Annotated in this window: 14 protein-coding genes; 2 read left to right on the top strand and 12 right to left on the bottom strand. The window is 61.3% G+C overall.

What is annotated here, in order from left to right:
* Window positions 1-25 precede the first annotated feature (25 nt).
* Window positions 26-2,575, bottom strand: a complete 2,550-nt coding sequence (locus ACXR0M_RS06490; RefSeq protein WP_458830989.1) for a PAS domain-containing hybrid sensor histidine kinase/response regulator — start codon at window positions 2,573-2,575, stop codon at window positions 26-28.
* A 133-nt stretch (window positions 2,576-2,708) separates the two neighbouring features.
* On the opposite strand from ACXR0M_RS06490, the gene ACXR0M_RS06485 reads away from it, so the two are divergent.
* Entirely contained in the window at window positions 2,709-3,821 is a 1,113-nt protein-coding gene (locus ACXR0M_RS06485; RefSeq protein WP_458830987.1) for a PilT/PilU family type 4a pilus ATPase, read from the top strand.
* Between the two features lie 115 nt (window positions 3,822-3,936).
* On the opposite strand, the gene ACXR0M_RS06480 is transcribed toward ACXR0M_RS06485, so the two are convergent.
* The 10 genes from ACXR0M_RS06480 to ACXR0M_RS06435 form a co-directional block, all read right to left on the bottom strand.
* Window positions 3,937-5,892 carry an acetoacetate--CoA ligase gene (locus ACXR0M_RS06480; RefSeq protein WP_458830985.1) on the bottom strand — a complete coding sequence of 652 codons (1,956 nt, stop codon included), beginning with the start codon at window positions 5,890-5,892 and terminating at the stop codon, window positions 3,937-3,939.
* A 145-nt stretch (window positions 5,893-6,037) separates the two neighbouring features.
* The gene (gene hbdH / locus ACXR0M_RS06475) at window positions 6,038-6,811 is read right to left on the bottom strand and encodes a 3-hydroxybutyrate dehydrogenase (RefSeq protein ID WP_027612662.1); all 774 of its coding nucleotides are present in this window, start codon (window positions 6,809-6,811) and stop codon (window positions 6,038-6,040) included.
* Window positions 6,812-6,818: 7 nt separating this feature from the next.
* A complete protein-coding gene (locus ACXR0M_RS06470) occupies window positions 6,819-8,210 on the bottom strand; it encodes a GntP family permease (RefSeq protein WP_458830983.1) in 1,392 nt (463 codons plus the stop codon).
* A gap of 292 nt (window positions 8,211-8,502) precedes the next feature.
* Complete coding sequence (locus ACXR0M_RS06465; RefSeq protein WP_458830981.1) at window positions 8,503-9,909, bottom strand: sigma-54 interaction domain-containing protein; 1,407 nt, start codon at window positions 9,907-9,909, stop codon at window positions 8,503-8,505.
* Between the two features lie 146 nt (window positions 9,910-10,055).
* The gene (locus ACXR0M_RS06460; RefSeq protein WP_458830979.1) at window positions 10,056-11,630 is read right to left on the bottom strand and encodes an ABC transporter ATP-binding protein; all 1,575 of its coding nucleotides are present in this window, start codon (window positions 11,628-11,630) and stop codon (window positions 10,056-10,058) included.
* 9 nt (window positions 11,631-11,639) lie between these two features.
* The gene (locus ACXR0M_RS06455; RefSeq protein ID WP_458830977.1) at window positions 11,640-12,662 is read right to left on the bottom strand and encodes an ABC transporter permease; all 1,023 of its coding nucleotides are present in this window, start codon (window positions 12,660-12,662) and stop codon (window positions 11,640-11,642) included.
* Window positions 12,662-13,723, bottom strand: coding sequence for a microcin C ABC transporter permease YejB (locus tag ACXR0M_RS06450; protein ID WP_115984821.1), 1,062 nt, complete (start codon window positions 13,721-13,723; stop codon window positions 12,662-12,664). Before ACXR0M_RS06450 ends, ACXR0M_RS06455 begins: the two co-directional genes overlap by 1 nt.
* Entirely contained in the window at window positions 13,723-15,591 is a 1,869-nt protein-coding gene (locus tag ACXR0M_RS06445; protein ID WP_458830974.1) for an extracellular solute-binding protein, read from the bottom strand. Before ACXR0M_RS06445 ends, ACXR0M_RS06450 begins: the two co-directional genes overlap by 1 nt.
* 135 nt (window positions 15,592-15,726) lie before the next feature.
* Window positions 15,727-16,008, bottom strand: coding sequence for a peptidylprolyl isomerase (locus tag ACXR0M_RS06440; RefSeq protein WP_039758565.1), 282 nt, complete (start codon window positions 16,006-16,008; stop codon window positions 15,727-15,729).
* A 95-nt stretch (window positions 16,009-16,103) separates the two neighbouring features.
* Window positions 16,104-16,973: an esterase/lipase family protein gene (locus ACXR0M_RS06435; protein ID WP_458830972.1), complete on the bottom strand. Its 870-nt coding sequence runs from the start codon at window positions 16,971-16,973 to the stop codon at window positions 16,104-16,106.
* Window positions 16,974-17,310: 337 nt separating this feature from the next.
* On the opposite strand from ACXR0M_RS06435, the gene ACXR0M_RS06430 reads away from it, so the two are divergent.
* Window positions 17,311-18,486: a hypothetical protein gene (locus tag ACXR0M_RS06430; RefSeq protein WP_458830970.1), complete on the top strand. Its 1,176-nt coding sequence runs from the start codon at window positions 17,311-17,313 to the stop codon at window positions 18,484-18,486.
* A 67-nt stretch (window positions 18,487-18,553) separates the two neighbouring features.
* Here ACXR0M_RS06430 and ACXR0M_RS06425 read toward each other — a convergent pair whose 3' ends face one another.
* A complete protein-coding gene (locus ACXR0M_RS06425) occupies window positions 18,554-19,618 on the bottom strand; it encodes a 3-deoxy-7-phosphoheptulonate synthase (protein ID WP_458830968.1) in 1,065 nt (354 codons plus the stop codon).
* Between the last annotated feature and the right edge of the window lie 574 nt (window positions 19,619-20,192).

Below are 20,192 nucleotides of genomic sequence, written 5' to 3'. Positions count from 1 at the left end.
AACGGGGTGACGGCGGGGCGCGGGATTATGCCTCAAGTGGCGGCGTCTGGTTGATCATCGTGCGGATCTTGTTCGCCAGCAGCTCAATAGTGAACGGCTTGGCGACCATGTCCATGCCCTCCTCGAGAAAGCCTTGGCGCTCGGCGGCTTTCTGCGCGTAACCGGTCATGAACAGCACTTTCAGGCCCGGACGATGCTGGCGGGCGATCTCCGCCAGTTGCCGGCCGTTCATGCCCGGCAGGCCGACGTCGGTCACCAGCAGGTCCACGCGCATTGCCGATTCCAGCAGGGGCAGGGCGGCGCTGGCGTCGGCGGCTTCGTGGGCGAGGTAACCCAGCTCCTTGAGCAGGTCGAGAACCAGCATGCGCACCGCCGGGTCATCTTCGACCACCACCACGGTTTCCCCGGAGGTCGCTGTTGGCGTAGCGCTGACGGTTTCCACCGCTGGGCGTTCCGGTTCCAGCAGGTTCAGGCGCGGCAGGTACAAACGCACGCAGGTGCCCTGATCCGGCAGGCTGTCGAGGCTGACATGGCCGCCGGACTGCTGGGCAAAGCCATAGATCATCGACAGCCCCAGCCCGGTGCCCTGGCCGATCGGTTTGGTGGTGAAGAACGGATCGAAGGCCTTGGCCCGCACCGAAGGGGTCATGCCGGTGCCGTTGTCGCTGACCGCCAGCATCAGGTAGTCGCCGGCCTTGACCGGTTCGAGGGTGGTGATGTCGCTGCCATCGAGGTAGACGTTGGCGGTTTCGATCAGCAGCTCGCCGCCGTTGGGCATCGCATCGCGGGCGTTGATCACCAGATTGAGCAGGGCATTTTCCAGTTGGCTGACGTCGGTGCTGATCGGCCATACGGCGTCGGCCAGGCGCAGGGTCAGGCCGATCGGATCGCCTTTGGTGCGGCGGATCAAATCCTCCAGCGAATGAATCAGCTCGTTGACGTCGAGGGTCTTGCGGTCCAGCGACTGGCGCCGGGAGAACGCCAGCAGGCGATGGGTCAGGGCGGCGGCGCGATTGGCCGATGATACCGCCGCGTCGGCAAAGCGCCCGATCTCATTGGCTCGACCGTCGGCGATGTAGCGCTGCATCAGGTCGAGGCTGCCGATGATCCCGGTGAGCATGTTGTTGAAGTCGTGGGCGATCCCGCCGGTAAGCTGGCCGACCGCTTCCATTTTCTGCGCGTGGCGCAGCGCATCCTCGGCGCGCTCACGTTCGAACATCTCGTTCTGCAGGCGCTGATTGGCCTGGGCCAGTTGTTCGGTGCGGGCGCTGACCCGTTCTTCCAGGGTTTCATTGAGATCGCGCAGGGCTTCTTCGGTCTTTTTCCGTTCGCTCTCGTCGATCACGAAAATATAGAAGCCATTGACCGCGCCATCGGGGCCGAGGCGCGGCAGGTAATTCATCAGCGCGTGACGATTGCTGCCGTCGCGATGCGGGGTGTACAGGCTGAACGAGCAGGGCCGTCCGGCCAGTGCTTCGGCAATGTAGGGGGCGCGCAGGAAGTAGGCTTCTTCGCCGATCACCTCGCGAATGGTGCGGCCATAGAGTTCCTGCGGGGTCAGTCCGTACCAGTCCAGGTAAGCGGCGTTGTTCAGGCGAAAGCGTTGCTCATGGTCGACGTAACTGATGAGGATCGGCATTGCGTTGATGATCAGCTGCAACTCGGTCTGGCTCTGGCGCAGCGCCTGCTCGGTGTGTTTGCGCTCGGTCAGGTCCAGCGCCGCGCCAAGAAAACGCATCGGCCGGCCGTGGTGATCCTTGTAGCAGCGGCCCCGCGCGAACACCCAACGCAGCTCGCCGTCGGCGCGCAGCAGGCGATATTCCTCGGCGTACTCGGTGCCGTGGGTGATGCAATGTTTGATGCTGCGGGCGATCAGCGCGCGATCTTCGGGGTGCACGCCTTGCAGGTATTCAGTGATCGGCAACTGACTGGCCTGCGCCGGATCGACGCCGTGCAGTTGGGCGAAATGCGCATCGGCGATGAAGCGGTCTTCGCCAATGTCCCAATCCCAGGTGCCCACCGCGTCGGTGGCGGCCAGCGCCAGTTGCAGGCGCTCTTCGGTGTCGCGCTGGGCCTTGAGGCTTTCTTCCGAGCGCCGCTGCAGTTCGAGGGCGATGCGCCGGCGTTCGTTGGTTTCGATGGCGGTGACCAGAATACCGGCCACCTGCGCGTTCTCGTCGCGGATCGGGCTGTAGGTCAGGTCCAGCCAGAAGTCGGATTCCTTGCCTTCGCGTTGCAGGGTAAAGCGCCGTTCGCTGTAGGTGCGCACCTGGCCTTGTAGGACGGCTCGATAAATCGGGTCGGTAAAGTCCTGAAGTTCCGGCCATATAAGGTGCGCCGGCTGTCCGAAAGCGTGTGGATGCTTGCTCCCGGCGAGCATCGCAAAGCCGTTGTTGTAGATCTGCGTGAGCTGCGGCCCCCACAACAGCAGCATCGGCATCGGCGAATGAATCACGATATCCACCGCGGTGCGCAGGCTTTGCGGCCAGGTGCCGGCGGCGCCCAACGGCGTGCGACTCCAGTCGGTGCGGGCGATCAGGGCTTGCGCGTCATCGGGGGTGGGAGTTGCGTTCATCACGTCTATCCTGAGCATCGGTCAGTGCGGCGGCGTCTACTATTCTTGCACTTGCGGTAGACGCTGTATGGCCTGTTACGTCACGACACGGGTTCATTTCTGTTCATTGAATGCTGCGCGGGTGCTTTTTGCCATGGAAATCGATGCACTGTTGATCCGCCTGTCGAGCCAGCACGGCTCCGACCTGTTCCTGTCCACCGGGGCGCCACCGAGTGCGCGCATCGACGGGGTGCTGACGCCGTTCGGCGACCGTCCGTTCAAGCCCGGCGAAGTCCAGGCCATCGCCCACTCCCTGATGGACGCCGAGCAACGGCGCGAGTTCGATCGGGATCTGGAGATGAACCTGGCAATTTCGCGCACCGGGGTCGGGCGCTTTCGGGTGAATATCTTCAAACAACGCAACGACGTGTCGATCGTGATCCGCAACGTCAAACTCGATATCCCGCGCTTCGAAGACCTGAAGCTGCCGCCGGTGCTGCTGGAAACGGTGATGCTCAAGCAAGGGCTGATCCTGTTTGTCGGCGCTACCGATTCGGGCAAATCCACTTCGCTGGCGGCGCTGATCGATCACCGCAACCGGCACAGCAGCGGGCACATCATCACCATCGAAGACCCGGTGGAGTATATCCATCGCCACCAGCGCTCGATCATCAATCAGCGCGAAGTCGGGGTCGACACCCGCAGTTTTCAGGCCGCGCTGAAAAACACCCTGCGCCAGGCCCCGGACGTGGTGCTGATCGGCGAAATCCGCGACCGCGAAACCATGGAGCATGCGCTGGCGTTCGCCGACACCGGGCATCTGGTGCTGTCGACGCTGCACGCGCACAACGCCAATCAGGCGCTGGAGCGCATCGTCAATCTGTTCACCGAAGAGCGCCGCCCGCAACTGCTGCATGCGCTGGGCAACAATCTCAAGGCGTTTGTCTCGCAACGGCTGGTGCGTACGCTGGACGGGCAGCGGCGCGCGGCGGTGGAAGTGATGCTGGGCACGCCGACCGTCGGCGACCTGATCCGCCGCAATGAACTGGGCGAACTCAAGGGCATCATGGAAAAATCCGCCGAGCTCGGCATGCAGACGTTCGATGCAGCGCTGTACGCGCTGGTGGTGGACGGGGTGATCAGCGAAGACGAGGCGCTCAAGCATGCCGATTCACAAAACAACCTGCGCCTGCGCCTGAAGCTGCATGCCGAAGCAGGGCCGGCGCCGGCACCATCGGCATCGGGCGAATGGGGCCTGATGGACTGACACCTCACCCTTGTGGGAGCGGGCTTGCTCGCGAAAGCGGAGTGTCAGCCGACATCATCGCTTACTGATACACCGCTTTCGCGAGCAAGCCCGCTCCCACACAAGGGATGGCGGGTTAATCCGCCAGCTCCGGGAGATCCCGAAACTGCTCCAGCGCCTCGGGATTGGCCAGCGCATCGGTGTTCTTCACCGGCTCGCCATGCACCACATTGCGCACGGCGAGTTCGACCACTTTGCCGCTGATGGTGCGCGGAATGTCGCTGACCGCGACGATCTTCGCCGGCACATGGCGCGGCGTGGTGTTGGCGCGGATCACCTGGCGGATCTGCTGTTGCAGTGGCTCATCCAGCGTCACGCCCTCCTGCAGACGCACGAACAGCACCACGCGCACATCGTCCTGCCATTGCTGCCCGATGGCCACGCTGTCCAGCACCTGCGGGACTTTTTCCACCTGACGGTAGATTTCCGCCGTGCCGATGCGCACACCGCCAGGATTCAGCACCGCGTCGGAGCGGCCGTGGATCAGCATCCCGCCGTGGGGCAATTGCTCGGCGTAGTCGCCCTGCGCCCAGACACCGGGGAACAGACTGAAATAGGATTTGCGCAGCTTTTCGCCATCCTCGTCGTGCCAAAGCCCGATGGGCATCGCCGGAAAATGCCGGGTACAGACAAGTTCGCCTTTCTCGCCGACCACCGCCACACCTGCGTCATTCCAGACTTCAACCGCCATGCCCAGGCTCTTGCCCATGATTTCGCCGCGCCGCACTGCCGACAGCGGGTTGCCGTTGACGAAACATGAGACCACATCGGTGCCGCCCGACATCGACGCCAGGCACAGATCGCGCTTGAAGTCGCGATAAACGAAATCGTAACTCTGCGGCGACAGCGCCGAACCGGTGCAAAGCAAGGTCTTCAGGCTGCTCAGATCATGGCTTTGCGCGGGTTTGGCGCCGCTGCTTTCCAGTGTCGCAAGGAACTTCGGACTGGTGCCGAACACGCTGATGCGTTCATCGTCGATCAGGTCGAGCAGGCGTTGGTGATCCGGATGAAACGGCGAGCCGTCGTACAGCACGATTGCACTGCCGACCGCGAGGGCCGAGACCAGCCAGTTCCACATCATCCAGCCGCACGTGGTGTAGTAGAACAAGCGCTCGCCGGGGCCGAGATCGACATGCAGGCCGTGCTCCTTTACATGCTGCAGCAGCACACCGCCGGTGCTGTGCACGATGCATTTCGGCACGCCGGTGGTGCCGCTGGAATACAGCACGTACAGCGGATGATGGAACGGCACCGGGACAAATTGCGGTTTGCCACCGGGTTCGTAAAAGTCGTCCCACAAGGTCACGTTGGCACGACTGCGGTAATCCTCGGTGCGCGTCTGTTCGCGGGCGTAGGGCACGATGATCAACTGTTGCAGCGATGGCAGTTGCGCAAGGATTTCGTTGAGCTTGCCGGTCTGGTCGATGTCTTTGCCGGCGTAGCGGTAGCCGGCGCAGGTGATCAGCACTTTGGGTTCGATCTGGCCGAAGCGGTCGATCACCCCGTGGGTGCCGAAGTCCGGCGACGAGCACGACCAGATCGCGCCGAGGCTGGTGGTTGCGAGCATTGCCACCAGGGTCTGCCAGGTATTGGGCATGCACGCCGCCACGCGGTCACCGAGGCCGACACCCGCGGCTTGCAGGCTGGCTTGAAAACCGCTGACTTGCGCGGCCAGTTCGGCCCAGGTCAGTTGCTCGCGCTGACCGTTTTCCGCCACGGCAATCACCGCGACGGCATCGTCACGGCGGCGCAGCAGGTGTTCGGCAAAGTTCAGGGTCGCGCCGGGAAACCACTCGGCGCTGGGCATGTGCGCGCCTTCACGCAGCACGGCGTCGGGCTGGCTGTGAAAGCGAATGTCGAAAAAATCGACGATCGCCTGCCAGAACGCCTCGCGTTGTTCGACGCTCCAGCGGTGCAGGTCGGCGTAGCTGCTCAAGGCCAGACCATGCCGCTGATTGATGTCGCGTCGGAACTGATCCATGCGCGATCGGGCGATACGCTCGGCATCGGGTTGCCAGAGAATGTCGGACATTGGTGTGCCTCTTGTTTTATCTTCAGACCCCTTCGCGGGCAAGCCACGCTCCCACAGGTCTGGTGGTTGCCACAACATCTGCGATCAACACAAAACCTGTGGGAGCGAGGCTTGCCCGCGATGAACGATAACGCGGTCTCGTTGGTTATTGCGCCAACCACCCCCCATCAATATTCCACGCCGCCCCCCGTACCTGACTACCTGCCTCGCTGCATAAAAACAGCACCAGCTCCCCCAGATGCTGCGGCGTGACGAATTCCAGCGACGGCTGTTTCTCCGCCAACAAATCATGCTGTGCCTGCTGCGGGTCGACACCTTTGGCCGCACGGTCGTCGATCTGCTTCTGCACCAGCGGCGTCAGCACCCAGCCCGGGCAGATCGCGTTGCAGGTGACGTTGCTGGTGGCCGTTTCCAGGCCGACCACTTTGGTCAAACCGATCACCCCGTGCTTGGCCGCGACATACGCCGCCTTGCCGGTCGAACCGACCTGACCGTGCACTGAGGCAATGTTGACGATCCGTCCCCAGCCCTTGGCGCGCATCCCCGGCAGGCTCAGGCGGGTGCTGTGGAACACCGACGACAGGTTGATCGCGATGATCGAGTCCCAGCGCTCCACCGGGAACTCCTCCACCGCAGCCACATGCTGAATGCCCGCGTTGTTCACCAGAATGTCGACGCCGCCGAATTCGCGTTCGGCGTAAGCGATCATCTCGGCAATCTGTGCCGGGTCGCTGACGTCCGCCGGGTGATGGCCGACCTTGCCGCCGAACTGGCCGACTTCGGCGATCACGCTCGACGCATCGCCGAAACCGTTGAGGATCAGGTTGGCGCCGGCCTTGGCCAGGCTCAGGGCGATGCCCAGGCCGATGCCGCTGGTGGAGCCGGTAACCAGTGCGGTCTTGCCGGAAAGAGTGGTCATCAATACCTCACACAATGCCAGTGGCGTAGAAAGTGCCGATCACGACGAAGACCGCCAGGGTCTTGATCAGCGTAATACAGAAAATGTCTTTGTAGGCTTCACGGTGGGTCAGGCCGGTGACCGCCAGCAGGGTGATCACCGCGCCGTTGTGCGGCAGGGTGTCCATGCCGCCGCTGGCCATGGCTGCCACGCGGTGCAGCACTTCCAGCGGAATATTCGCCGCATGCGCCGCCGCGATGAACTGCTCGGACATCGCCGCCAGCGCAATGCTCATGCCGCCCGAGGCGGAACCGGTGATACCGGCGAGTAAAGTCACGGTGATCGCTTCGTTGACCAGCGGATTGGGGATTTGCTTGAGCCAGTCGGCCAGCACCAGAAAGCCCGGTAATGAGGCGATCACCGCGCCGAAACCGTATTCCGAAGCGGTGTTCATCGCCGCCAGCAATGCGCCGCTGACCGCGCTTTTGCTGCCTTCGGCGAGTTTGCTGCGAATCGCCGTGAAGCCGAACGCCAGCACCATCACGATTCCCACCAGCAGCGCCGCCTGTACCGCCCAGATCGCCGTGAGTTTGGCGATGTCCGTGGTCACTGGCGTGGCCATGCCCGCCAGCGCGAGGCTGTGGGTTTTGCCATACCACTGCGGAATCCACTGGGTGAACAGCAGGTTCATGATACCCACCGCCAGCAGCGGCGACAGGGCGATCCACGGGTTGGGCAGCTTGAGGTCTTCGGCGGTTTCCGGCTCGTTACGCAACTCGGTGCCATAACCCTCGCCAGCGCGCTGCGCTTTGTTGCGCTGACGCTGGAGGAACAGCATGCCGGCGCAGAACACGAAAATCGTGCCGATCACCCCCAGCCACGGCGCGGCCCACGCGGTGGTGTTGAAGAACGTGCTGGGGATGATGTTCTGGATCTGCGGCGTGCCGGGCAGGGCGTCCATGGTGAACGAAAACGCGCCGAGGGCGATGGTCGCCGGGATGAGGCGTTTGGGAATATTGCTCTGGCGGAACATCTCGGCGGCAAACGGATACACCGCAAACACCACCACGAACAGCGACACGCCGCCGTAAGTGAGCAGGGCGCAAACCAGTACGATTACCAGCATCGCTTGACGGGTGCCGAGCAGCCGAATCGCTGCGGCCACGATCGAGCGGGAAAACCCCGATAACTCGATCAACTTGCCGAACACCGCACCGAGCAGGAATACCGGGAAATACAGTTTGATGAAACCGACCATTTTTTCCATGAACACCCCGGTAAAGGCGGGCGCAACAGCGGAAGGATCGGTAAGCAGAACAGCGCCGAGGGCGGCGATCGGGGCGAAGAGGATGACGCTGTAGCCGCGGTAGGCAGCAAGCATCAGCAGCGCGAGGGCTGCCAAGGCAATGATCACACTCATGGTGTGTCTCCAGGGATTGTTATTTTTGTGGGTGAAGCGGGTGCTGGAGGGTGTTTAGCGAGATTTGTGCCAGATGGTTAAGTGATTGAAATATATGGGGATTTGCGACTTATATAGACGCCATCAGATTATTTTGTCTCGTTATGGAGACAGATTAAGATCAAAAGATCGCAGCCTTCGGCAGCTCCTACAGGATGGATGCAGATTTCCCCTGTAGGAGCTGCCGAAGGCTGCGATCTTTTGATCTTCAACGGGCTATCTAAAAATAGAGACCAATGTCTCAATAAAGAGATTAAGCAATCCCCAAAGCGACCATCTTCTTGTAAAGCGTCGACCGCCCCAGCCCCAATCGCCTGGCCGCCGCCGGCACGTTCCCCGCACATTGCGCCAGCGCGGTCTGAATCAACTGCCGATCAAACCGCTCCCGCGCCTGCGCGAACGTCTCATCGGCCAACGGTTCCAGCGTCGGTACCGACGGGCGCTCAACCGGAGTGAACGTGCCAATCGCGGCGCGGATATCCTCGTCAGTCAGCACCAGGTCATCACTGAGCAACGCCGCACGCTCCAGTACGTTACGCAGCTCGCGGATATTCCCCGGCCACGCATGCTGGCCGAGCAACTCCAGTGCCGCGCGGCTCAGTTCGTGCTGACTGCGCAACTCTTCGAGGATCGCTTCGCTGAGCGCCGGCAGATCGTCGAGGCGTTCACGCAATGGCGGAACCTGGATCGGCAGGACGTTGAGGCGGTAATACAGGTCGGCGCGAAACTCGCCGCGTTTGATCGCCGCCTGCAGGTCGGTCGAGGTCGCCGCGATCACCCGTACATCGCTCTGGATCACCTCGTTGGAGCCGACCGGTTCGAATTCCTTCTCCTGTAACACCCGCAGCAGCTTGCTTTGCAGCGGTAGCGGCATGTCGCCGATCTCATCGAGAAACAGCGTACCGCCCTGGGCGATCTGCAGTTTGCCGGTGCGGCCCTTGCGATCAGCGCCGGTGAAGGCGCCGGGGGCGGTGCCGAAAAACTCGGCTTCCAGCAACGCCTCGGGAATCGCCGCACTGTTGATGCTGACGAAGGCTTTGTGCGCACGCGGCGAGGCGCTGTGGATCGCCTGGGCCAGCAGCTCCTTGCCGGTGCCGGTTTCACCGAGCAGCAACACCGGCGACTCGGTGCTCGCACTGCGCCGGGCACGGCGTTTGACTTCGAGGCTGGCGGCACTGGTGCCAATGAAATGGGCGAAGTTGTATTTGGTCTGCCGGGCCCGCAGCAGGGATCGGGTCGAAGCCAGTTCCTCCTGCATGCTCAGGTAGCGCTTGAGCATCGGCGACAGCGTGCGCAATTCATCGAACAGGGCAAAACCGATGGCGCCGATCACCGCACCGGCGTCGTCGTGGATCGGCAGGCGCATCACCACCAGCGGCTCTTTTGGCGTGTCCTGCATGTCCAGCAGGATCGGCCGGCCCGTGCGCACCACTTCGCGCAACAAACTGCCGGGGATCACGCTTTCGCAGGGTTGGCCAATGGCTTTTTTCGCCGACTCAAGACCAAAGCGCCGGGCATAACGCTCGTTCATCCAGACGATGTTGGCGTCCCGATCGACAATCACCGTGCCTTCGCTGGACTGCTCGATGATCTCGAACAGCGAGCGGATCGCCAGCGTACGAACCCGTTGGTAGTCCTTGAGGCTTTCGGTGGTGTTCATGGCTGGGGGGATCCGCAATTTGGGTTGTTTGTGAGGGCCTCTTCGCGAGCAAGCCCGCTCCCACATTTTGAAATGCATTCCACCCTGTGGGAGCGGGCTTGCTCGCGAAGGCCGCGACTCGGTTTCACGGCAAGCGCTGATAATGCCTACCCCGGATGCGCCGCCGCCAACAGCTCTTTGGTGTAAGGATGCTGCGGCGCATCGAACACCGCATGACTGGCGCCGCGCTCGACCACCTTGCCGTCCTTGATCACGATCATGTCGTGGGCCAGTGCCCGCACCACCGACAGGTCGTGGCTGATGAACAGGTAGGTCAAGCCGTGTTTTTCCTGCAGATCACGGAGCAGGGCGACCACCTGCTTCTGTACGGTACGGTCGAGCGCCGAGGTCGGCTCGTCGAGCAGGATCAGTGCCGGTTTCAGCACCAGAGCCCGGGCAATCGCGATGCGCTGGCGCTGGCCGCCGGAAAACTCATGCGGGTAACGGTGACGACTTTGCGGATCGAGACCGACTTCCTTGAGTACGCGGATCACTTGCTCATCACACTCCTCAGCCGTCGATTCGCAATGCACTTCCAGCCCTTCGCTGATGATCTGCGCCACCGACATCCGCGGGCTGAGGCTGCCAAATGGGTCCTGAAACACCACCTGCATCTGTCGCCGCCATGGCCGCAACTGCTTTTGGTCCAGGCCGTCGAGGGCAGTGCCCTGAAAGCGGATACTGCCCTCGGAATCGAGCAAGCGCAGAATCGCCTGGCCCAAGGTCGATTTGCCCGAACCGGATTCGCCGACAATGCCCAGGGTCTTGCCGCGCTGGATATTCAGGCTGATGCCGTCCACCGCGCGCAGGTATTGCTTGCGCTGGAACAGCCCGCCACCGACGACGAATTCGACCCGCAGATCCTCCACTTCCAGCACGTTCTCGCGCTCGTCCCGGGGCAGGGCTTCGCCCTCCGGTTCGGCGTTGAGCAGTACGCAGCTGTAAGGGTGCTTCGGCTCGGTGAACAGGGTTTCGCACGGTGCCTGTTCGACGATCTCGCCGGCCTTCATCACGCACACCCGTTGCGCGATGCTGCGCACCAGATTGAGGTCATGGCTGATCAACAGCAGCGACATGCCCAGGCGCTGCTGGAGGGATTTGAGCAGCAGCAGGATCTTGCGCTGCACCGTCACATCGAGCGCAGTGGTCGGTTCGTCGGCAATCAGCAGCTCCGGCTCGCAGGCCAGGGCCATGGCGATCATCACCCGTTGCCGCTGGCCGCCGGACAGCTGATGCGGATAGGCCTTGAGGCGTTCCCTGGGTTTCTGAATGCCCACCAGTTCCAGCAGTTCGAGAATCCGCTGCTGCGCCGCTTTACCGCCGAGGCCGCGATGCACCAGCAGGGTTTCGCCGATCTGCTTTTCAATGGTGTGCAACGGATTGAGCGAGGTCATTGGCTCCTGAAAGATCATCGCGATGCGATTGCCGCGCAATTCACGCAGGACTTTCGGATCGGCACCGATCAGCTCCTGGCCGCGATAACGGATGCTGCCGCTGGTTTGCGCATCGCCTTCAGGGAGCAATTGCAGGATCGAATGTGCGGTCACCGATTTACCCGACCCCGACTCGCCCACCAGGGCCAGGCATTCGCCGGGGCGGATATCCAGGCACAGGTTGCGCACCGCCGGCTGGCCATGGAAAGCGACGTTGAGGTCACGGATTTCGATCAGGTTATCAGTCATGGTCGCACTTCAGGATCGTGGATCGAACGCGTCGCGTAACGCTTCGCCAATAAACACCAGCAAGGACAGAATCAGCGCCAGGGTAAAAAACGCCGTCAGCCCCAGCCATGGCGCTTGCAGGTTCTGTTTGCCCTGACCGATCAGCTCACCCAGCGAAGCACTGCCGGCAGGCATGCCGAAACCGAGGAAGTCGAGGGCGGTGAGGGTGGAAATCGCTCCGGTCAGAATAAACGGCAAGTAACTCAGGGTCGCGTTCATCGCGTTGGGCAGAATGTGCCGGACAATCACCTTGCGATCGCTCAGGCCCAGAGCGCGAGCGGCTTTGACGTATTCCAGATTGCGCCCGCGCAGGAACTCGGCGCGCACCACATCCACCAGCGCCAGCCAGGAAAACAGCGCCATGATCCCCAGCAACCACCAGAAATTCGGCTCGACAAAACCGGAGAGGATGATCAGCAGGTACAGCACCGGCAAGCCGCTCCAGACTTCCAGCAAACGTTGCCCGAGCAAGTCGACCCAGCCGCCGTAATAGCCCTGCAGCGCGCCGGCGGCAATGCCGATCAGTGCACTGACGGCAGTCAGCATCAGCGCAAACAGGATCGACACCCGGGCGCCGAAAATCACTCGAGCCAGCACATCCCGAGCCTGATCGTCGGTTCCCAGCCAGTTGACCTTCGAGGGTGGACTCGGCGCAGGCTGATTGAGGTCGTAGTTGGGTGTGTCGTCACTGAACGGAATTGGCGGGAACAGCAGCCAGCCGCCGTCCTTGCGGATCAGATTCTGCACATAGTCGCTGCGGTAATCGGCCTGGAACGGCAGTTGCCCGCCGAACTCCTGCTCGGTATGGCGTTTGAACACCGGGAAGTACAGCTGGCCCTGATAGCTGACCACCAGCGGTTTGTCATTGGCGATCAATTCACCGCCCAGCGTGAGCGCGAACAGGCCGATGAACAGCCACAGCGACCACCAGCCACGGCGGTTTTTCTTGAAACGGGCAAAACGGCGACGGCCCAGCGGCGAGAGCTTGAACATCAGGCGTTCCTCGCGGCGAAGTCGATACGCGGATCGACCAGGGTGTAACAGAGGTCACCGATCAGTTTTATCAGGAGGCCGAACAGGGTGAAGATGAACAGCGAACCGAACACCACCGGATAGTCCCGGGACACCGCCGCTTCGTAACTCATGCGCCCGAGACCGTCGAGGGAGAAGATCACTTCGATCAACAACGAGCCGGCAAAAAACACACTGATGAACGCCTGCGGAATGCCCGAGACCACCAGCAGCATCGCGTTGCGGAACACGTGGCCGTAGAGCACGCGGCGTTCGCTGAGGCCTTTGGCGCGGGCGGTGACCACGTATTGGCGGGTGATTTCATTGAGGAACGAGTTCTTGGTGAGGATCGTCAACGTGGCGAAGCCGCCGATCACCAGCGCCGTCACCGGCAACACCAGATGCCAGAAGTAGTCGGCGATCTTGCCCAGGGTCGACAGCGACTCGAAATTGTCCGATACCAGCCCGCGCACCGGGAACCAGTTCAGCGAGGTGCCGCCGGCAAACACCACGATCAGAAACATGGCGAACAGGAATGCCGGCATCGCATAGCCAATGATGATCGCGGTGCTGCTCCAGATGTCGAAATGGCTGCCGTGATGCACCGCCTTGCGAATGCCCAGAGGAATCGACACCAGATAGGTGATCAGCGTCGCCCACAGGCCGAGGGAGATGGTCACCGGCATTTTTTCCAGAATCAGGTCGGTGACCGTGGCGCCGCGGAAAAAGCTTTTGCCGAAGTCCAGCTGCGCGTAATTCTTGAGCATCAGCCACAGACGCTCGTGCGCCGGTTTGTCGAAGCCGTACTGTTTTTCGATGTCTTTGATCAGTTGCGGATCGAGGCCACGACTGGCGCGCGAGGTGCCGCTCATGGTTTCGCTGGATCCGCCGCCGACACTCGCACCGCCGATCCCCTGCAGATGGGCGATGGCCTGCTCGACCGGTCCGCCGGGTGCGGCCTGAATGATCACGAAGTTGACCAGCAGGATGATCACCAGCGTCGGAATGATCAGCAGCAGGCGCCGCAGAATGTATGCCCACATCAGTGCGGTCCTCCAGGTCTGCCACGGCTGATTTTTTCGGCGGTCATCTGCTGGTTGGTCAGCGGGGTGCGGCTGATCTCCCACCAGCTCTCGATGGCTTCGTCATTGCTGGCCTGGATTGCCGGCATGCCGAAACGGTTCCACCAGACAGTGGAAGTCCCCGGCGGGTAATAGTTGGGGATCCAGTAATAATTCCATTGCAGCACCCGATCCAGCGCGTGGGCGTAGTGCAGCATGTCGCTCTGGGTCGAGGCGCGAATCAGGCCGTTGATCAAGGTGTCGACCGCCGGATTCTTCAGCACCATGTAATTGTTGGCGCCGGGATCGTTGGCCGAAATCGAACCGAAGTAATTGAGCAGTTCGCCTCCGGGGGAGGTGGTGACCGGGTAGCCGGTGACGATCATGTCGTAGTCGCGGCTCATCAGGCGGTTGACGTACTGTGAGGAGTCGATGCGGCGAATATTCAGCTCGATGCCGATCTGCTTCAGCGTGCGTTTATATGGAAGCAACAGGCGATCCAGACCGTTCTGGCTCACCAGAAAGGTGAAGCTCAACGGCTCGCCCTCGGCGTTGACCAGTTGGTCGCCATCGGGTTTCCAGCCGGCCTGTTCGAGCAGTTGCAGAGCTTGCAGCTGTTTGTCGCGGATCAGGCCGCTGCCATCGGTTTTCGGTGCCTCGAAGACCTTTGTGAAGACCTCGTCCGGAATCTGCCCACGCAATGGTTCAAGGATCTTCAGTTCGGCGGCATCCGGCAATTCCCGGGCGGCCAGCGCGGAGTTGGAGAAGTAGCTCTGCTGGCGGATGTACATGTTGCGCATCATCTGCCGGTTGCTCCACTCGAAATCCCAGAGCATCGCCAGCGCCTGGCGCACCCGGCGATCCTGAAACAGCGGATTTTGCAGATTGAACACGAAGCCCTGGGCCGATTGCGGAGCTTCGGTGGCGAGATGAGCCTTTTGCAGACGACCGTCGCTCAGTGCGGGGCTGTCATAGCCGATCGAGTAGCCGGTCGCGGAGAACTCGCGGTTGTAGTCATAGGCGCCACCGCGCAGCACCTGACGCGCGACATCGGTGTCGCCGAAATACTCGATGCTGAAATGATCGAAGTTGTACAGGCCACGGCTGACCGGCAAGTCCTTGCCCCACCAGTCGGGGTTGCGCTCAAAAGTGATGCTGCGCCCGGAATCGACCTTGCCCACCCGGTACGGACCGCTGCCCAGTGGCGGTTCGTAGCCACCGCCACCGGCAAAGTCGCGGGTCTTCCACCAGTGCTCAGGAAATACCGGCAGGGTGGCGATGTCCAGCGGCAAGGTGCGGTTTTCATTGCTTTTGAAATCGAAGCGCACGGTCAGTGGCGCTTCCACTTCAACGCCTTTGACGTCGGCAAATTGCGTGCGATAGCGCAGACTGCCCTGGGTCATCAACAGGTTGTAGGTATAACGCACGTCTTCGGCGGTGATCGGAGTGCCATCGGCAAAACGTGCTTTGGGATTGATGAAGAAGCGCAGGGACAGACCGTCCTCGGAGCGTTCCATCTGTTGCGCCACCAGGCCGTAGACGGTGTAAGGCTCGTCCATCGAACGCTGGGCCAGTGGCGAATAGAGCATGCCGTCAATCTGGGTGACGCCGATGCCTTTGTCTATATAAGGCAGGATGTGATCGAAATGACCGATCTCGATCGCCGAGCGGCGCATGCTGCCGCCCTTGGGTGCCTGTGGGTTGGTGTAATCGAAGTGGCTGAAGCCGGCCGGATATCTGGCCGGTTCGCCGTAGACGGTCAACGCGTGTTGCGGGGTTGCGTCCACACCAGCGGCGCCCAACAGCAGGGCCACGGCAGTGAACAGCAGAAAAGGGAAAGCCAGTCGCATTGTCAGCCTTAAAGCCGGGTGATCGATAAGCGCAATTTGTACGCGAGCGGCGCGTCAGCCGCCAGCCGTAACCTGTAACCAAAACACAACGGCCCGCCAAAAGGCGGGCCGTTGGCGCAGCCAGCAGGCGACGGATCAGTCCTGACGGCTGGTGACTTCGAGCAGGTGATAACCGAACTGGGTTTTTACCGGGCCTTGCACGACGTTGATCGGCGCGCTGAATACCACGGTGTCGAATTCCTTGACCATCTGGCCAGGGCCGAACGAACCCAGGTCACCACCCTGACGGCTGGACGGGCAGCTGGAGTTGGCTTTGGCGACTTCGGCGAAGTCAGCACCGCCTTCGATCTGGGCCTTGAGTTCGTTGCACTTGTCTTCGCTGGAAACCAGGATGTGGCGGGCAGTGGCTTTAGCCATGGGAAACTCTCCAATCTATTTCAGTAAAGTGTGGAGCCTACCGGATTCAGTAAGCGATTTCTCGGCAAAGTTCCACCCGCTCAAAAGGCATGCGCTCACAACTGCGCGGCCTTAAGCCGCAGCGCGTGTTCGACATAGAGTTCGACGGGGTCAGCGGCGGTTTTTCGCAGCTCCTCGGAGCCGCGCAGGGTGGCGAGGTGATCGAGGGGATAGTCGGAGCGGATCACCGTTCCGAGGTGTGAGCTGTAGCGACCGACGAACCCATCATTTTGTACCGCCTCCACGACAAAATGTCCCGACAATCCCCGGCAAACGGCATGCAGCGGATCCACTGGCGGCGACAAGTCGCCTTGCACGGTGCCGCTCCACGAATAATAGTGAACGCCATTCACCTGTTCCGCGCCCTGACCGCCCCAGGTCGAGGGCAACCCTTGGGGGTATTTGCTGTTGAAGCGAGCGACACCCTCGGTGGTAAGGGCCTTAAGCGCTGCCACGGCGTGCTGCGGCAGCTTCGGTTGTCCGCTGAGCAGTGACAGGAGGTCGGCGAACCGGGTGGCGAGCAGTTCTGCCAACTGCTCAGGCAGGCGTCCCGGGATCAGGGCCTGGCGTAAGGCATCGGCGAGTTCCGAGCCGTGATTGGGGCCGCTGACCGACGTGACCGAAGCCACTTTCCCCGGGATCAACGCCGCAGCGTAACGGCACGCCAATGCGCCTTGGCTGTGCCCGATCAGGTTGACCTTACTGGCGCCGGTGCCTTGCAGCACGCGCTCGATTTGCAGCATCAATTGCTGGCCGCGCACTTCGTTATCGTGGGTAGCCGACAGCTGCGGCACAAACACCTGGCTGCCTGCCTCCCGCAGGGCTTGCTTGACTTCATGAAAAAGCTCGAAACGCCCGATACGGTCAAACCCGAACAGGCCATGAACCAAAAGGATGGGGTAGCGCGTTGTCGCATTCCGTTGCATGTTCCTGCCTCATTTGCAGATGCTGGTCGTTGGTTGATGCGTGCCACTGTAAAACACGTCCGTCGGCCGGCGATGTCTGAAAAATCCTCGGAGTTGCGCAGAATCTGGACTAAAAACTGTGCGAGCTTTCGGTTCTGTTTGCGGGGGTAGTCGGAATGTTTGGCAATCTTTTGCCTTGGTTTTATGGATTTGCTGTCGGATGCCTACGTCCTGCGACGTGTTTGCCCTCGTTTCGCAAGGCTCTGAGCTGACTTCGCCGCCGCACTTGATGGTGTTCAATGGAATCCGTTCGACGCAGCCTTGAGGCGGCGTTTCTTCCAAGGAATGGAGCCAGGAAATGTCTATAAACGAAGTCACTGCCAGCACCACTGCAATACCGAAGGAAAAGGCTTTCCCGTTATCGGCTGACGCTGCGCGCGGCCACCTGCATTTGAAAATGGCGAGTGAAGGCCTTGAAGTCAGCTATCGGTCAGGTTTTTCACCCGATCCATTTCCAGAGTTGAACCTGCCGGTGCCCACTCTGGAAGTATTGGAAGGCGGGATGCTCGACCCGTCTTTGCGCTATGCGTATGTCAGGGTAGCGCCTTACCCTGGCATGAGATGCGGCGATAAAGTGGTGCTGAACTGGCAGGGGCTTGATGCCGAAGGGCTGTCCTATCGTCATGAAACCACGCGTTCTGTCAGCGAAAGACAGGTCGGTCAGGAAATCGTCTTTGTCATAAAAGGCATACACGTCGCCGCTCTGGAGCGCGGATCGCTGGCGCTGTACTGGACGCTGTACAGCGTTGATCTGTCCGAGCCAGTGTCATCCCGTCGCTTGCACCTGAACGTGGGGGATCCCGATCCTGAGCTGTTGGCTCCGTCCATTGAAGAAACGGTGGGAGGCACACTTGATCCTGATCGGGTTCCGCACGGTACAGGTGTCGTCGTGCGGCCGTATGCGCGGATGGCTGCGGGGGACAGGATCGTCCTGTCCTGGCAAGGCCCTGCTGGCGAGCCGGCGTTCAATGACAAATTGACCGTAGAGCCTTTTGCCGTCGGCGAAGCGCTGTCTTTCTGGATAAACGCCGACCGCATCGCTCCTTTCTCCCAACAGGAATTGATGGTCAGCTATCAGGTCGAGGCAGTGGATACGCCGGTGAGGCATTCGGCAAGCTCACGTATCCTCATCGCTCCGCTGGTTCGTGGCGATCTGGCGGCACCGGAGGTGCTGGAAGCGCCGGACGGCGAACTGGACGCAGCAGACGCATTGGATGGCGTAACCGTGGTGATCGGCAACGCCCAGGCTGAGGAGGGTGAGTTGGTTTATCTCAAATGCAATGGGGAGTATTTCAATCACCGCGATGATCGTGATATCAGCGGGGAAACTGCTGGTCAGCCACTGGTCTTCATCGTGCCTTACCGATTCTGGCGAGAACATCGTGAAACGGTGGTCGAGGTGTCGTATCAGGTGGAGCGACTGGATGATGTCAGCCAGGTTTCCGGTATTACCCGCATACAGGTGCGGGCATGACCTGAAACCTGTGCGGTGACTCAGCCTTTGCGGGGATTTGCCGCCCGCCCGCAAAGGCTGTTGACGATCAGCCTCGAAGACGTGCTGCTGCACTTGACAGCAACGTTTGCGTCGCGCTGAATCCCAGGCAACCATCGGTGACCGAGACGCCATAGCGCAGAGCGGGGCTCAATGGCTGGCAGCCCTCGAACAGGTGGGATTCGATCATCATGCCGATCAGCGATCGATCACCCTGCAGGCGCTGTTCGAGCACCTCGTTGAATACTTCGGGCTGGCGCAGGGGATCCTTGCCACTGTTGGCATGGCTGCAGTCGACCATGATCCGGCCTGGAATCTTCAGGCGCATCAAGTCTGCTTGTACCCGGGCGACGCTTTCGCGATCGTAGTTCGGGCCCTTGTGACCACCACGCAGTACCAGATGCGTGTCGGGGTTGCCTGGGGTCTGGATGATTGCCGGGTGCCCCTGACTGTCCACGCCGAAGTGGCGATGCGGGTGTGCTGCCGAACGCATGGCATCTACGGCAACGGCTACGCCGCCATCGGTGCCGTTCTTGAAACCGACGGGTATGCTCAGGCCGCTGGCCATTTCCCGATGGATTTGCGATTCGGTGGTGCGAGCGCCGATGGCCACCCAACTGAGCAGGTCGTCGAAGTAACCGGCGGCCATGGGTTGCAGCAGTTCGGTGGCAATGGGCAGGCCCAGGCGGATCATCTCGAGCATCAGCTCACGGGAGAGGGTCAGGCCCGCGGCCATGTCATCGCTGCCGTCCAAATGCGGGTCGTAAGCCAGGCCTTTCCAGCCGACAGTGGTGCGAGGTTTTTCAACGTAGGCGCGCATCACCAGCAGCATTTCGCCGCTAACGTCCTGAGCCAGTCGGGAAAGCTTTTCCGCGTATTCGAGTGCGGAGCGTGGGTCGTGAATCGAACAAGGGCCGACAACAACCAGCAGGCGAGGGTCTTCGCCATTGAGAATCGCGCGAACCGCCTGGCGGTGGGCGGTAACTTGCTGAGCGAGGGTGTTGCTCAGTGGCAATTGCTGCTTGAGCTGCAACGAGCTGGGCAGACGCAGGGTCAGCGCTTCGTTGGCAGAATCGAGGGTGGACAGTGGCAGAGCAGAAACAGACGAGTTCATATTCGGGATTCCTGGGCTGGCGGCGGGTGCTTCCCGCTCACTCGGCCCTACTGGGGTGTTCGACAATTGGCCGTATTGGCTGCGTGTGTATGCTTGCCACCTGTGGGTGACCGATCGGAGGCGGCAGGCTGTCCCGAACGGAGGCTGCTAAATCGCCAGGCGGTAAAACTGTCGTGACGGTAATAAGTGGCGTAGTTCATGACGTGGTTCCTCAAAGTGTCTGGTGTGTTGCGGAAAAAGTTGGGGCCTGAAAAAACAAAACCCCCGGTCGGGAGGCCGACCGGGGGTTGAGAATTCTCTGGTAGGCGACCCGTTTTCATGGGCGCCGGTGGGTGTCAGGCGCGCCAGTGGCTAAACCAATACCCAAAATAAAAGCTGGCTGGAGCGCAAACGTCATTCACCCGCGCAGCCGCAACCGAGCGCGGGGCGCTGGCAGAGCAAAGCTGTGAGAGGGCGTTGAACATGGTCTGTCTCCGATGAATGCGCCGAGCTTACTAGAGCGTCGTAGGCCGGAGCAATCAGAAATTGCTATGGCACTTTCAGCGGGCTACCTATCGTTTAAGTGCTGTAGAGG

The sequence above is a fragment of the Pseudomonas sp. Eth.TT006 genome (genome assembly GCF_054456575.1).
This window is presented reverse-complemented; position numbering and strand designations above follow the sequence as displayed.